Origin of the sequence: Citrobacter sp. 506, assembly GCF_050434985.1 — a bacterium.
GTDB lineage: Bacteria > Pseudomonadota > Gammaproteobacteria > Enterobacterales > Enterobacteriaceae > Citrobacter > Citrobacter braakii.
This window is the reverse complement of record NZ_JBNDJN010000005.1, coordinates 250,240-265,276: the sequence shown is the minus strand read 5'-3', so window position 1 is coordinate 265,276 and position 15,037 is coordinate 250,240. Positions and strand designations below refer to the sequence as shown.

Below are 15,037 nucleotides of genomic sequence, written 5' to 3'. Positions count from 1 at the left end.
ATTTCTCCGATACTTACAGACAATTATTTAAAAAATTGCAATTAATTGATTCTAATACGGTCGAAGAACGCAAGTCGGAAAGATTTTCACTTCCTGAGCGACATGCCACTTGATTCTTCCCATACCCACCAATCAATCCTGGGTCCGTTGGACCGTACAACGTAATATTAGGGCGATCCAGTGCAGCGGTTAAATGACTCAGGCCTGTATCAACCGACACCACAAATTTTGCCCCCGCCAGTACGCGAGCGACCTCTCCCAAAGTCATCCGTGGAAGAACATCAACATAAGAAAAACCATTTGCCAGCCTACGGGCTCGTGCTTCTTCGTGAGGAGCACCCCATGGCAGTTTAATACGTATGCCAGCGTTATTTAACAGGCCAATTAGCTCCCGCCAGTTGGCTTCTGGCCAGTGCTTATCATCACGCGTTGTGGCATGCAGAAATACGGCATACTGGTCCGCATCAGCATTACTTTCTTTCAGAAAATGCTGAGCGATAGCGTAATCACCCTGCGACTGGGGCCTGGAATATCCCAGACTTTTGGCGAACAATTCACGCGTACGTTCTACCGCGTGCTGCTGTTTGGCAATGTGATGTTTGCGATTATAAAACAGGCTCGCCAATGGTTCGCGCGCCGTGCTCCAGTCCATACCATGCTTGATGCCACGTGCCAGACGCGTAACCAACGCCGCGCTTTTTACCAGACCCTGCGCATCAATTATCGCGTCATACTGATGTAAACGCACCGCATCGCGAAAGGCTTTACGCTCGGCTTTAATCGGCGCTGAAAACCAGGCTTTACGCCAGCGGCGGATCGCCACTGGAATAACCCGGTCAACGGCTGCATGCCAGGATGGGATCTGCGCGAAGCCTTCTTCCACTACCCAATCAAATTGAATATCCGGCATGACCTGCTGCGCATCGGTTAATGCCGGTAACGTATGCAGTACATCGCCCATAGACGATGTTTTAACGATCAGTACCCGCATCCGTCAGGCTTCCTCTTGTAACAACAGGTCGTTGAGTTCTTCCAGCACGCGCTGGGGTGTGATGTCAATCAGGCTCTGATGATAGCCTTCTGCTGCATCTCCCTTGCGTACTTTGTGATAGCCCGTAATCAAGCGAATTACGCGCGCCTTGTGTGAAAGCGGCGGAGTAAAATCCGGGCTGCTGGGGCCATACAACGCTACCAGAGGTCGATTCAACGCTGCGGCAACGTGCATTAATCCAGAGTCGTTGGTGACCACCGCTTTGCAGGCGGCGAGCAGAATGACGGCCTGCTCCAGCTGTGTTTCGCCTGCCAGATTACGGCACCAGGGCTGCTGATCAACGCTCAGCGTTGCCAGGATCTCATTTCCGGCTTCATGGTCTTTTGCAGAGCCAAAAAGCACAATCTGATGGCCTTCATCGATCAGCTGCTTCGCCAGATCTGCGTAGTGGTAATGTGGCCAGCGTTTCGCTGGACCAAATTCCGCGCCAGGGCAAAAGCCGATGATGGGGCGTTCGGCAGAAAGGGAAAACTGGCGACAGGTCAGGGACTTTTCACCTTCGCTTACCTGCAACTGCGGCCATAGCAGAGGCTGCGGCAAATCTTTAGCTGACAGCATTACGCCTTTATCATAGGCCAGGGCTACATAGCGTTCGACCATCAGCGGCCAGGCATCTTTATCCAGCACGCGCGCATCGTTTAGCAGGCCGTAGCGCATTTCACCACGCCAACCGGTACGATGGGGAATGCCAGCAAAGAACGGTACCAGCGCGGATTTAAACGAGTTAGGCAGCACATAGGCGCGGTCATAGCGTTTTTCACGCAGGCTATGACCGAGTTTACGCCGCTCACCGATCTCCAGCGCGCCGTGTCCAAGCGGCATGGCGATAGCTTCGTTAACTTCAGGCATGCGCGATAATAACGGACGGCACCATGCAGGTGCCATCACGTCGATTATCGCCTGGGGATAGCGCGCCTTAAGCGTGCGATAGAGACTTTGCGACATCATCATGTCGCCCACCCAGGACGGGCCTACCACCAAAATTTTCATACTTACGCGTCGCGGTTCAGCCAGGCCATATATTCCGTTACACCTTCAGCAACGGTTTTAAAAGGCTTGTCATAGCCCGCAGCGCGCAGATTAGTCAGATCGGCTTGGGTAAACGCCTGGTAGCGACCTTTCAGTTTTTCCGGGAATGGGATGTACTCAATGCTGCCTTTTTTGTGGTACGCAAGCGTTGCATCGGCAACGGCCTGGAAAGATTCCGCACGACCGGTACCAAGGTTAAAGATGCCGGAAACCCCGTTTTCCAGGAACCACAGGTTCACCGCAGCCACATCGCCTACGTAAACGAAATCACGCTTGAAGTTTTCACTGCCTTCGAACAGTTTTGGTGTTTCGCCATTGTTGAGCTGGGTGTTGAGGTGGAAAGCGACGCTCGCCATACTGCCTTTATGGCCTTCACGCGGTCCGTAGACGTTGAAATAGCGGAAGCCAACAATCTGAGAATTGGCTTCTGGCAGGATCTGACGAACGTACTCGTCGAACAGGAATTTTGAGTAGCCGTAAACGTTTAGCGGTTTCTCATATTCACGGGATTCGATGAAATCAGAAGTACGACCGCCGTAGGTGGCGGCAGAGGACGCATACAGGAACGGAATTTCACGCTCTAGGCAGTAGTGCAACAGCTCTTTGGAGTATTGATAGTTGTTATCCATCATATACTTGCCGTCCCACTCGGTAGTGGAGGAGCATGCACCTTCGTGGAAAATCGCTTCGATATCGCCGAAATCTTCTCCGGCCATAATCTGGATCAGGAAGTCTTCCTTGTCCATGTAGTCAGCAATATTCAGATCCACCAGGTTAACAAACTTGGTGCCATCTTTCAGGTTGTCCACCACCAGGATGTCGGTGATGCCTTTATCATTCAATGACTTGACGATGTTGCTGCCGATAAAGCCCGCGCCGCCGGTAACGATGATCATAAATGTAACCTTCGAATTTTGGAGTCAGAGACAATCTCAGACACTAATGCCTGTAATCATACCATCACATCGGCATCCCTTCAGCCTCTTAAGTAAGATGGTGGGTCGGTAGAAGGCCTATAAACACCAGTATAAGAATGCTTATTTAATGGTTATTAAGTCTATTAAATTAATCTTAAATGTACTTAGTTTTTTTATATCCATCTATGTATATTATATGTACAAAAACAAAAGCTATGTGATATAATATTTTTTTTATTAATGGTTTGAAAATGGTTATGAAATCGTCTACCACTATTGTGACAGCATATTTTGATATCGGTAGGGGGGAGTGGACTGTTAATAAAGGCTTCCGTGAAAAACTTTCCCGATCTTCTGATGTCTATTTTGACTACTTCAAACGGTTAGCCGCTTTAGAAAATGATATGGTTATTTTTACTTCGTCTGAGTTTGAGGACAGAGTTGCGGAAATACGCAAAGGTAAGCCCACAAAAATTATAACCATAGATTTAGGTAAAAAATTTAAGCATATTAATAATAAAATAAGACAAATCCAGCAGGATGATACTTTTAAGAGTAAATTAGAGACGCGACAGCTAGGTAACCCTGAGTACTGGTCTCCAGAATATGTGTTGATCAATAATTTAAAAGCATATTTTGTAGTGAAGGCCATAAATGCAGGCTTAGTTAATACTCCGATGGTTGCCTGGGTAGACTTCGGATATTGCCGTAAACCGCAGGTTACTCGCGGATTAAAAGTATGGGACTTCCCTTTTGACCGTAATAAAATGCATCTCTTCACGATTAAAAAGGGTCTGGTTATATCATCCAGAAAACAGGTTTTTGATTTTATGATCGGAAATCATACTTATATTATCGGCGGCGCTATTGTTGGTTCACCAGAGAAATGGAAAGAGTTTTACTCATTAGTCACTGAGTGTCAAAAAGAGACTCTCAGAAATAATATTGTTGATGATGATCAGGGTATTTTTGTCATGTGTTATTACAAGCGCCCTGATCTATTAATGCTTAATTACCTTGGTCGTGGCAAATGGTTCGATCTGTTCCGTGTTTATCGGCGAACCGCTTTAGGTGCAAAACTCCAGGCATTGCGAATTTTTCTCACTCGAAAGTAGTGGCTTGAATGAGATTGAAGGGTTACCTAACCAGATAGAATGCTGCAAAGGCATTCTTCTGCTATTGCTGTTGTTTTTTTATGATTTTTTATAAAATCCAGCCAATTCAATTGGTTGCGATTCAGTGCGTCCAATGAATCCATACGACGGCATCACTGATTAGCCATGTGGGTATACGTGATTTATGCTTCATTTTGAAGAAGTGATGATGCGTCATCTCGTATCAGCGTATAGCTTTGGGTAATATGTGCTGAAATTTGCCCAGTCTGGAGAATTGAAATGCGTGGGGATTTTTACAAACAGTTAACGAACGATCTCGAAACCGCACGTGCGGAAGGATTGTTTAAAGAAGAGCGCATTATTACGTCTGCCCAGCAGGCGGATATCACCGTGGCGGACGGAAGCCACGTTATTAACTTTTGTGCGAACAACTATCTGGGGCTGGCTAACCACCCGGAACTGATTGCAGCTGCAAAAGCAGGTATGGATTCTCACGGATTTGGTATGGCTTCGGTCCGCTTTATTTGCGGTACCCAGGACAGCCATAAGCAACTGGAGCAAAAACTGGCGGCATTTCTCGGTATGGAAGATGCCATCCTTTACTCTTCCTGCTTTGACGCCAACGGCGGCCTGTTTGAAACGCTGCTGGGCGCAGAAGATGCAATTATCTCAGATGCGCTCAACCACGCTTCTATCATTGACGGTGTTCGCTTGTGTAAAGCAAAGCGTTTCCGTTACGCCAACAACGACATGGTCGAGCTGGAAGCGCGCCTGAAAGAAGCGCGTGAAGCGGGAGCCCGTCATATCCTGATCGCCACCGATGGCGTGTTCTCTATGGATGGTGTGATTGCTAACCTGAAAGGCGTTTGTGACCTGGCGGATAAATACGACGCGCTGGTCATGGTTGATGATTCCCATGCTGTCGGCTTTGTCGGCGAAAATGGTCGTGGCTCACATGAATACTGTGACGTTATGGGGCGTGTGGACATCATCACTGGTACGCTGGGTAAAGCGCTCGGCGGCGCATCTGGCGGTTATACCGCAGCGCGCAAAGAGGTTGTTGAGTGGCTGCGTCAGCGTTCCCGTCCGTATCTGTTCTCCAACTCATTGGCTCCTGCAATTGTTTCTGCCTCCATTAAAGTGCTGGAGATGGTCGAAGCAGGCAGCGAGCTGCGCGATCGCCTGTGGGCGAACGCACGTCAGTTCCGCGAGCAAATGTCTGCCGCAGGCTTTACGTTAGCGGGAGCGGATCACGCAATTATCCCGGTCATGTTGGGGGATGCGGTAGTGGCGCAAGAGTTCGCCCGCGAGCTGCAAAAAGAGGGGATTTACGTTACTGGATTCTTCTATCCGGTGGTTCCAAAAGGTCAGGCGCGTATTCGTACCCAGATGTCTGCGGCGCATACCCCTGAGCAGATTACGCGTGCTGTTGAGGCGTTCACACGCATTGGTAAACAACTGGGCGTTATTGCCTGAGGATGTGAAATGAAAGCGTTATCCAAACTGAAAGCGGAAGAGGGCATTTGGATGACCGACGTTCCTGAACCGGAAGTCGGCCATAACGATTTGCTGATTAAAATCCGTAAAACAGCCATCTGCGGGACTGACGTTCACATTTATAACTGGGATGAATGGTCGCAAAAAACCATCCCGGTACCGATGGTCGTTGGACATGAATATGTCGGCGAAGTTGTTGGCATCGGCCAGGAAGTTAAAGGCTTTAAAATCGGCGATCGCGTTTCAGGCGAAGGTCATATCACCTGCGGGCATTGCCGTAACTGCCGCGGTGGACGTACTCACCTGTGCCGCAATACGACCGGTGTTGGCGTAAACCGTCCAGGCTGCTTTGCAGAGTACCTGGTGATCCCGGCATTTAACGCGTTTAAAATTCCGGACAACATCTCTGACGACCTGGCGTCTATCTTCGATCCGTTCGGTAATGCGGTGCATACGGCGCTGTCGTTCGATCTGGTTGGGGAAGATGTGCTGGTTTCCGGCGCGGGTCCAATCGGTATTATGGCGGCAGCGGTTGCCAGGCACGTTGGCGCACGCCACGTGGTGATTACCGATGTTAATGAGTATCGACTTGAACTGGCGCGTAAAATGGGCATCACTCGCGCGGTCAACGTGTCGAAAGAGAGTCTGACCGACGTGATGGCTGAACTGGGCATGACCGAAGGGTTTGATGTCGGTCTGGAGATGTCCGGCGCGCCGCCAGCGTTTCGCGCCATGCTGGACACCATGAACCACGGTGGCCGTATTGCTATGCTGGGTATTCCACCATCAGACATGTCCATCGACTGGACTAAAGTTATCTTTAAAGGATTGTTTATTAAAGGTATCTACGGTCGTGAGATGTTTGAGACCTGGTACAAGATGGCCGCATTGATTCAGTCTGGTCTGGATTTGTCGCCGATCATCACCCATCGATTCTCCATTGATGAATTCCAGCAGGGCTTTGACGCGATGCGTTCGGGCCAGTCAGGGAAAGTGATCCTGAGCTGGGATTGAATGCTCGACTTGTATTAAATGCTACCAACGGCCAGATTCTTTATTCTGGCCGTATAAAGAATAAATACTATTTGCCACGAAGCTTTCTGGATAAAGATCTTACCGCTTCTTTGAGCCAGATGAGCTTATAGATTAATCCTTTTCCTTTGATGTTAATATGATATTTTCGCTGCAAAGCTAAAATATCATTAGCCTGGCAAATCTTCATATTTCCCTTACAGGATAAGTCAATTATTCTTAATTCACCGCCTGGCGTACGAATGAAATTTCCAGGATGGATATCATTAGATGCCAACCCGGCTTTGTGAAGGCGCAGAACGCACTGCTTCACTTCATCGGCATTCTTATGGTTAATTTCTTTTAAAGGAGTGCCTTCAACATATTCATGAATAATATAAACATCATGACACTGACGAAGGCGTACTTTTTCAGCGGCATAGTAGAGATCCGCTGTACAGGCGCGCATTTCCGGGGAGAGTGTGTCCAGCTTCTTGATGAGCCTGGAATAAAAGGGGCCGGAGATAAAATTCTGCATTTTTTTCTCAAATCGAGGATCAACTTCACGGTCGTTTTTGATGATAAATTTTTGTGAGTTGTACTCGACCAGTTCTACACTGCGCATGGCGTTACCACTGCTCAACGGTTTGCCACTGATTTCTTTGTTTATATACTTATTCATCAGTGACTTAAGGTCTGTTTTGGTCTCTTTGCAATAGACCGTATAACCTTTTTCATGTGTCTTACTGATGGCCATCACTTTCCTCAATATCAGTGTACATCGCGCGTTAATTTACAGGGGTATAGTATACAGGTTGTGTCCCTCAATATGTAGACGATCTGAGCTATCACGGCCGCTGAACTCAGGCGCCGCATGGCATTTTCCCATACTGGTTGCTTTCGCTGCGCCGCTTCTGAAAATTAAATGTTCTAACCTTAATAATTCCTTAATGAAACTGTAGTAAAAGTCATCAGTGTACTGACAAACTTGGGTTATCTGATGAGAAACCGCACAAATATGTTGAGTGTTATTATTCCGTTGTATAACGCGGGTGATAGTTTTCGGGATTGCATGGAATCTTTGATCGCACAGACATGGGCTGCGATAGAGATCATTATTGTGGATGACGGTTCAACGGATAACTCTGTTGATATTGCAGGACATTATGCTGATAACTATTCCCATGTCCGGTTGTTACATCAGGCTAACGCCGGGGCATCTGTCGCGCGTAATAGTGGGCTGGCAGTGGCCAAAGGGGATTATGTTGCATTTGTCGATGCCGATGACCTGGTTTATCCCAATATGTATGAAACCCTGATGACCATGGCGCTTCAGGATGATCTCGATCTGGCACAGTGCAATTCTGATTGGTGCATTTTCGAAACGGGGGACACCTGGCAATCAATACCGACGGACCGTCTGCGGTCTACGGGTGTATTGACCGGCCCCGACTGGTTACGTATGGCATTGGCTTCACGCCGTTGGACGCATGTGGTCTGGATGGGGGTTTATCGCAGAGATGTTATCGAGAAAAACAAGATAGCGTTTATTCCAGGGTTGCATCATCAGGATATTGTATGGACGACGGAGTTTATGTTTAACGCCAAACGTGTGCGATATACCGAGCAATCATTGTATAAATACTTCTTACACGATCAATCAGTTAGCCGTCTTAAAAGACAAGGCTTAAAAAATCTCAATTACCAACGCCACTATATTAAAATTACACGGTTATTGGATAAGTTGAATCGTGAATATGCGGGTCGGATTACTATTTATCCGGAATTTCATCAGCAAATAACCTATGAAGCATTACGCGTTTGCCACGCAGTACGCAAAGAGCCGGATGTCCATATTCGTCAACGCATGATTGCAGAGATTTTTGTCTCTGGTATGTATAAACGCATGATTACTAACGTACGCAGCGCCAAAGTTTTGTACCAGGCGCTGCTATGGTCATTCCGTCTCTGGAAATGGCGCGATAAAACATCCTCGCCCTCTCGTATTGCCCGTAAAACGCTTAATTTACGTTAGCGTTCATAGGGCTGGGTGAGGATGTATTCCCCCAGCCCTGCCATTGCAGGCGCATGTACTGCACCAGCGTGCTTTGGGTGATGCTTTCACCGAGCACGCTGAAGAAGCGGCTGGCGTAAACCGGCTCTAACGGCTGCTTCGGTTTGCATAATCTCACCCCGCGGAAAGGATTACGTGGCGCATCAGGTTTACCATTCTTCGGCGGTGTAAAGTTTGGTCTGGAGGTGTCTACCTGTGGTTCATTGAGCAGGCTGCTTGGGCGAACCAGCGTAATGTCCGTAGGCAGGTTATAAAGCATTTGCTGCAGGACGCGAACCGTCGAAGGGTGAGGATGCCCAATGGCAATTGCTGAACCGTTGCGGCGTGCAAGCTCAACGGCACGATTAAACTGACGGCGAATATCGGCTTCGTTTTGCGTGTCATCCAGGAAGACTTTGCGTTTGATAACCTTCACGCCGGTTCCTGATGCTGCGCGCATTGCCTGACTGTTGCCGATGGTCATACTGTCCAGGAAGTAGAGATCGTAGCGTTCCAGCGCCTGCATCACCTTCTGCATGCCGAACAGGCTGGAGGTCATCGCGCTGCCCATATGGTTGTTCAGCCCGACCGCATTCGGTACTTTGCTTACCGCGTCGCGAATAATCCGCTCAATCTCTTCGCTGCTCATTTCCGGGCGCAAAGTATCTTTCTCTAACGGCTGTTTGCTCAGCGGCGCCATCGGCAGATGGATTAACACTTCATGCCCGCTGTTATGCGCTTTAATCGCCATTTCACGCGCGTGTGGGGCATTAGGCAGAACGGCAACGGAGAGGGTGGAAGGCATCGCCAGAACCTGATTTTCGGTGTGTGGACGATAGCCGAAATCATCAATAACGATGGCAAGTTTGCCAGCAAAAACAGGTGTTGCGAAGGCCAGCACGCTGGCGAGAGAGAATAATAGACGACGAAATTGAGGCAAAACTTATCTTCCCAACCACGGCTGTGGATTGACCGCCTGACCCTGGCGACGAATTTCGAAATAGAGTGCCGGCCTGCCCTGTCCGCCGCTGCTACCCACAAGTGCAATAGGCTGCCCGGCGCGAACCTGCGTACCGACGCTGACCAGCGCGCTCTGGTTATAACCGTACAGGCTCATATCGCCTTTACCGTGCTCAACGACGACCACCAGGCCGTAGCCCTGCAACCAGTCCGCCAGAATGACGCGACCATCGGCAATGGCTTTAACTTCGGTGCCTTCGGATGCGCCAATAACCATCCCCTTCCAACGTAGCTCACCTTGCAACTGTTCGCCATAACGATGTAGCGTTGGGCCACGAACGGGCCAGAATGCCTGGCCGCGTGGGGAACCTAAACCGCCGGTACGGGACATCAGTGATTTTTCGCTTTCGGTTGGCTTGTAGGTTGAGCCTTTCCGTGACGCATCCTTTTGTTTGTCGCGTACGGCCTGCGCCTCGCGTGCTTCACGTTCCGCGCGTGCTTTGGCTGCGGCTTCGGCGCGAGCGATGCTGTTGCGCAGGCGTGATTCGTTGGCGCGCATTTCGCCCAGTTGCTGCTGACCCTGCTGAATCGATGACTCCAGACCCGAGAGCGTCTTCTTGCGTTCATTACGCGCCTGCTCCAGCTTAGCCTGCTGAGCGCGCTGTTCGTACAGCAACGTCTGCTGTTCGCTCTGCTTATCTTCCAGCTCGGCTTTTTGCGAGTCGACTTCTTCGCGGGTTTGTTTCAACTGCGCGATGGTTTCCTGCCGCGCCTGGTTCAGATAGCCGAAATAGGCCTGCAGGCGTTGCCCGCGCTGGCTCTCTTCCCCGCTCAGAATGAGCTGAATACCGGTGTGTTCGCCCTGGCGAAACGCTGCGTCAAGTTGGGCTGCCAGGCTACGCTCTTGCGCAGCCCGCTGTTTTTCCAGCTTCGCGAGGGCGGCATTCATCTCTGTGATTTGTGCATTCAGCTGCGCCAGCGAGTTTTGCGTTTCGCGTAGTTGCCTGGCGGCAACGGCGATGGCCTGTTCCTGAGCTTTAAGTTGAGCGAGGAGAGTGGAGCGTTGTTGTTGTTGTTGGCGTACCGCGCGTTCTTTTGCCGCGATATCAGCCTGAATAGATTTGAGCTGATCGCGCTCGTCCGCGTGGGCGGAAAAGGCGCACAGCAATACGCCAGCGCTAAGCGCGCTGGCGTAGAACAAGGGCCTGACTGAAAGCTTTTGCAGTTTCACGGCCCAAGTGATGGTATTAATCGCCTTTCCCCTCATGGGGAGGGATTATTCCACGATGAACAGCGGCTTACCAGTCATCTCTTGCGGGATTTCCATACCCATCAGCGTCAGCATCGTCGGGGCGATATCAGAAAGTTTGCCGCCTTCAACTGCTTTGACGTTTTTACCACCGACATAAATCAGCGGAACGGGCAGGTTGGTGTGTGCTGTATGCGCCTGACCGGTGGACGGATCGCGCATTTGCTCTGCGTTACCGTGGTCCGCGGTGATCAGCAGTTGGCCGCCAACGGATTCAACCGCTTTAGTCACCTGCTCAACGCAGTGATCCAGCGCTTCAACCGCTTTAACCGCAGCTTCCATCACCCCGGTGTGACCAACCATGTCGCCGTTCGGGTAGTTACAAATGATGGTGTCGTATTTTCCGCTCTGAATCGCAGCAACCAGCTTCTCGGTCAGCTCAGCAGAGCTCATTTCCGGCTGCAGATCGTAGGTCGCGACTTTCGGCGAATTGATCAGGATGCGATCTTCGCCTTTGAACGGCTCTTCTACGCCGCCGTTAAAGAAGAAGGTCACGTGGGCATATTTTTCAGTTTCGGAAATACGCAGCTGCGTTTTGTCATTCTTCGCCATCCACTCGCCAAGGGTGTTGGCCAGAGACGCTGGTGGGTAAGCAACAGCAGTTTTGATATCGGCTGCGTATTCAGTCAACATCACAAAGTTGAGGTTAACGACTTTCTTACGGGCGAAGCCGTCGAAGTCAGCGTTAACAAACGCACGGGTGATTTCACGCGCACGGTCAGCACGGAAGTTCATGAAAATCAGCGTATCGCCGTCTTCCATGGCGGCTTCAGCCTGGCCTTCAGCACGGATCACGGTCGCTTTCACGAATTCGTCGTTTTCGTCGCGGGCATAAGCAGCCTGCAGGCCTTCAACAGCCGTAGCGAACTGGAACTCGCCTTTTGCCAGCGTCATCAGGTCATAAGCCTGTTCAACGCGATCCCAACGGTTGTCGCGGTCCATGGCGTAGTAACGACCGATGATGGACGCTACGCGGCCTTTGCCCAGCGCGGCAAATTTCTCTTCGAATTTCTGCAGCGAATGTTCAGCGCTGCGCGGCGGGGTATCACGGCCATCAAGGAAAGCGTGCAGATAGATTTTCTCAGCACCGCGTTCAGCTGCCATTTCGACCATCGCCATGATGTGATCTTCGTGGCTGTGAACGCCGCCAGCAGAGAGCAGGCCCATGATGTGAACCGCTTTGCCGCTATTTTTTGCCTGGTCGACCGCATCGGTCAGCACTGGGTTAGCGAAGAAAGTCCGTTCTTTAATTTCAACATCCAGACGGGTCAGGTCCTGATACACGATGCGGCCCGCGCCCAGGTTGACGTGACCCACTTCGGAGTTGCCCATCTGGCGATCGGGCAGGCCGACTTCCAGGCCAGAGGCATCAATCAGGGTATGCGGACGTTTTGCCCACAGAGCATCCATTACCGGGGTTTTGGCATTAAAGATGGCGTTATCCTGGCTGTCTTCACGATAGCCATAGCCATCCAGAATCACCAGTACCATAGGTTTTTTAGAAACCGACATTGCGACAACCTCACACTCAATAGACAAAAATAATTGCGTAATTTTACTACAGCTGAATCGATAAAATAGCCCCAGAAGATCAAATAATCGACCAGAGCGTGTCGCAGAGGGCGCGGATTTACGTTTTTTTTTCCGTAGCGCCCCGCAAAAATGCAATCCAATGCACGCTCTGGCTGTATTTGCGCCAACGCGCAGGTATACTCCTTTCCTGGTTTTTTAATCACTAAGTCGGGAGTTGTTACCCCCCATGCAAGAAATTATGCAATTTGTTAGTCGCCACCCTGTATTGAGTATCGCCTGGATTGCGTTACTGGCGGCTGTATTATTTACCACGTTTAAGAGCCTGACTTCGAAAGTGAAGGTAATTACGCGCGGAGAAGCCACTCGTCTTATCAACAAAGAAGATGCGGTGATTGTGGATTTACGTCAGCGCGACGACTTCCGCAAAGGCCATATCGCGGGCTCCACTAACCTGCTGCCGAGCGAAATCAAAGCCAACAATTTTGGCGAGCTGGAAAAACACAAAAACAAACCTGTTATTGTGGTTGATGGCTCTGGTATGCAGTGCCAGGATTCAGCAACTGCGCTGATTAAAGCCGGTTTTGAGCAGGTATCTGTACTGAAAGACGGCGTAGCGGGCTGGAGTGGCGAGAATCTGCCACTGGTTCGCGGCAAGTAATTTACCCGTCTTCTTTCATGCCTCAGGGTAAAAGAACACTGGAGATAAGTCATGGCCAATATAGAGATCTATACCAAAGCGACCTGCCCGTTTTGCCATCGCGCAAAGGCGCTGTTGAACAGCAAGGGTGTGAGTTTCCAGGAACTTCCGATTGACGGCGATGCCGTGAAGCGTGAAGAGATGATCAAGCGCAGTGGCCGTACAACGGTTCCGCAGATTTTTATTGATGCACAGCACATTGGTGGTTGTGACGACTTGTATGCGTTGGATGCACGTGGTGGACTGGATCCACTGCTGCGTTAAGGCGTACCGAAGTATTTAAAGGACAACACTAAAGGGTTTTCTCAACATGTCAGAACAAAATAACACTGAAATGGCTTTCCAGATCCAACGTATTTATACCAAGGATGTGTCTTTCGAAGCGCCAAATGCACCACATGTTTTCCAGAAAGATTGGCAGCCAGAGGTTAAACTGGATCTTGATACCGCATCTACCCAACTGGCAGATGATGTGTATGAAGTAGTGCTGCGTGTCACCGTAACGGCTTCTCTGGGTGAAGAAACTGCGTTCCTGTGTGAAGTTCAGCAGGGCGGTATTTTCTCCATCAGTGGTATTGAAGGGACTCAGATGGCGCATTGCCTTGGTGCATACTGCCCGAACATTCTGTTCCCGTATGCCCGCGAATGCATCACCAGCCTGGTTTCCCGCGGTACATTCCCGCAACTGAACCTTGCGCCGGTCAACTTTGATGCGCTGTTCATGAACTATTTACAGCAGCAGGCTGGCGAAGGTACTGAAGAACATCAGGATGCCTGATGAACCAAAGTAATGCTTCAATGACTGTGATTGGTGCCGGCTCGTACGGCACCGCTCTTGCCATCACCCTGGCAAGAAATGGCCATCAGGTTGTCCTGTGGGGCCATGATCCGAAACATATCGCGACCCTCGAGCACGATCGCTGCAACGTCGCGTTCCTCCCTGATGTGCCTTTTCCCGAAACGCTGCGCCTGGAAAGTGATTTAGCCACTGCGCTGGCCGCCAGTCGTAATATTCTGGTGGTGGTGCCGAGCCACGTCTTTGGCGAAGTGCTGCGCAACATCAAACCGCTGATGCGTCCTGACGCGCGTCTGGTCTGGGCGACAAAGGGTCTGGAAGCGGAAACGGGACGCCTGCTGCAGGACGTCGCGCGTGAAGCGCTGGGGAATTCTATTCCACTGGCGGTTATCTCCGGTCCGACGTTCGCCAAAGAGCTGGCGGCGGGCATGCCGACGGCGATTTCTCTGGCCTCGACGGACGACACCTTTGCTGACGATCTCCAGCAGTTGCTGCACTGCGGCAAGAGCTTCCGCGTTTACAGCAATCCGGATTTCATTGGCGTGCAGCTTGGCGGCGCGGTGAAAAACGTCATTGCGATTGGCGCGGGGATGTCTGACGGCATCGGTTTCGGCGCGAATGCGCGAACCGCATTGATCACCCGTGGACTGACCGAAATGTCTCGTCTTGGCGCGGCGCTGGGTGCCGATCCTGCCACCTTTATGGGTATGGCGGGTTTAGGCGATCTGGTGCTGACCTGTACCGACAACCAGTCGCGTAACCGTCGTTTTGGCATGATGCTCGGCCAGGGGATGGACGTGCAGGGGGCGCAGGACAAGATTGGTCAGGTGGTTGAAGGCTACCGCAATACGAAAGAAGTTCGTGAATTGGCGCACCGTTTTGGTGTTGAGATGCCAATAACCGAGGAAATTTATCAAGTATTGTATTGCGGAAAAAACGCGCGCGAGGCAGCATTGACGTTATTAGGCCGTGCACGCAGGGACGAGCTGAGTCGCCACTAGCTGTAAGGAACTGTTGAATATAACGACCCGACCCGCGAAGAACGGGTCGGTCGTTTTGCTACCTTCTG

Annotated in this window: 15 protein-coding genes; 8 read left to right on the top strand and 7 right to left on the bottom strand. The window is 50.5% G+C overall.

What is annotated here, in order from left to right:
* Positions 1-13: 13 nt before the first annotated feature.
* The 3 genes from rfaC to rfaD are packed head-to-tail and all read right to left on the bottom strand — an operon-like array spanning position 14 to position 2,976.
* Positions 14-991, bottom strand: coding sequence for a lipopolysaccharide heptosyltransferase RfaC (gene rfaC / locus ABIE10_RS18965; RefSeq protein WP_103767011.1), 978 nt, complete (start codon positions 989-991; stop codon positions 14-16).
* Between the two features lie 3 nt (positions 992-994).
* Positions 995-2,041 (bottom strand): ADP-heptose--LPS heptosyltransferase RfaF, encoded by a 1,047-nt coding sequence (gene rfaF, locus ABIE10_RS18960; RefSeq protein WP_046275755.1) that lies wholly within the window; start codon positions 2,039-2,041, stop codon positions 995-997.
* A gap of 2 nt (positions 2,042-2,043) precedes the next feature.
* Complete coding sequence (gene rfaD, locus ABIE10_RS18955) at positions 2,044-2,976, bottom strand: ADP-glyceromanno-heptose 6-epimerase (protein ID WP_003827312.1); 933 nt, start codon at positions 2,974-2,976, stop codon at positions 2,044-2,046.
* Between the two features lie 278 nt (positions 2,977-3,254).
* On the opposite strand from rfaD, the gene yibB reads away from it, so the two are divergent.
* The 3 genes from yibB (at position 3,255) to tdh (ending at position 6,623) form a co-directional block, all read left to right on the top strand.
* Entirely contained in the window at positions 3,255-4,112 is an 858-nt protein-coding gene (yibB, locus tag ABIE10_RS18950; protein ID WP_047418310.1) for a protein YibB, read from the top strand.
* A 279-nt stretch (positions 4,113-4,391) separates the two neighbouring features.
* Positions 4,392-5,588, top strand: a complete 1,197-nt coding sequence (kbl, locus tag ABIE10_RS18945) for a glycine C-acetyltransferase (RefSeq protein WP_046275754.1) — start codon at positions 4,392-4,394, stop codon at positions 5,586-5,588.
* Between the two features lie 9 nt (positions 5,589-5,597).
* On the top strand, positions 5,598-6,623 hold the full coding sequence (gene tdh / locus ABIE10_RS18940) for an L-threonine 3-dehydrogenase (RefSeq protein ID WP_016154972.1): 1,026 nt from the start codon (positions 5,598-5,600) through the stop codon (positions 6,621-6,623).
* Positions 6,624-6,690: 67 nt separating this feature from the next.
* On the opposite strand, the gene rfaY is transcribed toward tdh, so the two are convergent.
* On the bottom strand, positions 6,691-7,377 hold the full coding sequence (gene rfaY / locus ABIE10_RS18935) for a lipopolysaccharide core heptose(II) kinase RfaY (RefSeq protein WP_429156624.1): 687 nt from the start codon (positions 7,375-7,377) through the stop codon (positions 6,691-6,693).
* Between the two features lie 243 nt (positions 7,378-7,620).
* Here rfaY and ABIE10_RS18930 point away from each other — a divergent pair, with 243 nt between their 5' ends.
* Positions 7,621-8,655, top strand: coding sequence for a glycosyltransferase (locus ABIE10_RS18930; protein WP_429156793.1), 1,035 nt, complete (start codon positions 7,621-7,623; stop codon positions 8,653-8,655).
* On the opposite strand, the gene ABIE10_RS18925 is transcribed toward ABIE10_RS18930, so the two are convergent.
* The 3 genes from ABIE10_RS18925 to gpmM are packed head-to-tail and all read right to left on the bottom strand — an operon-like array spanning position 8,642 to position 12,454.
* Positions 8,642-9,613: a divergent polysaccharide deacetylase family protein gene (locus ABIE10_RS18925; protein ID WP_429156622.1), complete on the bottom strand. Its 972-nt coding sequence runs from the start codon at positions 9,611-9,613 to the stop codon at positions 8,642-8,644. The genes ABIE10_RS18930 and ABIE10_RS18925 overlap by 14 nt on opposite strands.
* Positions 9,614-9,616: 3 nt before the next feature.
* Positions 9,617-10,876 carry a murein hydrolase activator EnvC gene (gene envC / locus ABIE10_RS18920; RefSeq protein ID WP_230330234.1) on the bottom strand — a complete coding sequence of 420 codons (1,260 nt, stop codon included), beginning with the start codon at positions 10,874-10,876 and terminating at the stop codon, positions 9,617-9,619.
* A gap of 33 nt (positions 10,877-10,909) precedes the next feature.
* The gene (gene gpmM / locus ABIE10_RS18915; RefSeq protein WP_016154967.1) at positions 10,910-12,454 is read right to left on the bottom strand and encodes a 2,3-bisphosphoglycerate-independent phosphoglycerate mutase; all 1,545 of its coding nucleotides are present in this window, start codon (positions 12,452-12,454) and stop codon (positions 10,910-10,912) included.
* A gap of 247 nt (positions 12,455-12,701) precedes the next feature.
* Here gpmM and ABIE10_RS18910 point away from each other — a divergent pair, with 247 nt between their 5' ends.
* The 4 genes from ABIE10_RS18910 to gpsA are packed head-to-tail and all read left to right on the top strand — an operon-like array spanning position 12,702 to position 14,969.
* Positions 12,702-13,133 carry a rhodanese-like domain-containing protein gene (locus ABIE10_RS18910; protein ID WP_005120473.1) on the top strand — a complete coding sequence of 144 codons (432 nt, stop codon included), beginning with the start codon at positions 12,702-12,704 and terminating at the stop codon, positions 13,131-13,133.
* 51 nt (positions 13,134-13,184) lie between these two features.
* Positions 13,185-13,436, top strand: a complete 252-nt coding sequence (gene grxC, locus ABIE10_RS18905; RefSeq protein WP_003024152.1) for a glutaredoxin 3 — start codon at positions 13,185-13,187, stop codon at positions 13,434-13,436.
* A gap of 46 nt (positions 13,437-13,482) precedes the next feature.
* Positions 13,483-13,950, top strand: a complete 468-nt coding sequence (gene secB / locus ABIE10_RS18900) for a protein-export chaperone SecB (protein WP_003024155.1) — start codon at positions 13,483-13,485, stop codon at positions 13,948-13,950.
* The gene (gpsA, locus tag ABIE10_RS18895; protein ID WP_016154966.1) at positions 13,950-14,969 is read left to right on the top strand and encodes an NAD(P)H-dependent glycerol-3-phosphate dehydrogenase; all 1,020 of its coding nucleotides are present in this window, start codon (positions 13,950-13,952) and stop codon (positions 14,967-14,969) included. Before secB ends, gpsA begins: the two co-directional genes overlap by 1 nt.
* The last annotated feature ends 68 nt before the right edge of the window (positions 14,970-15,037 follow it).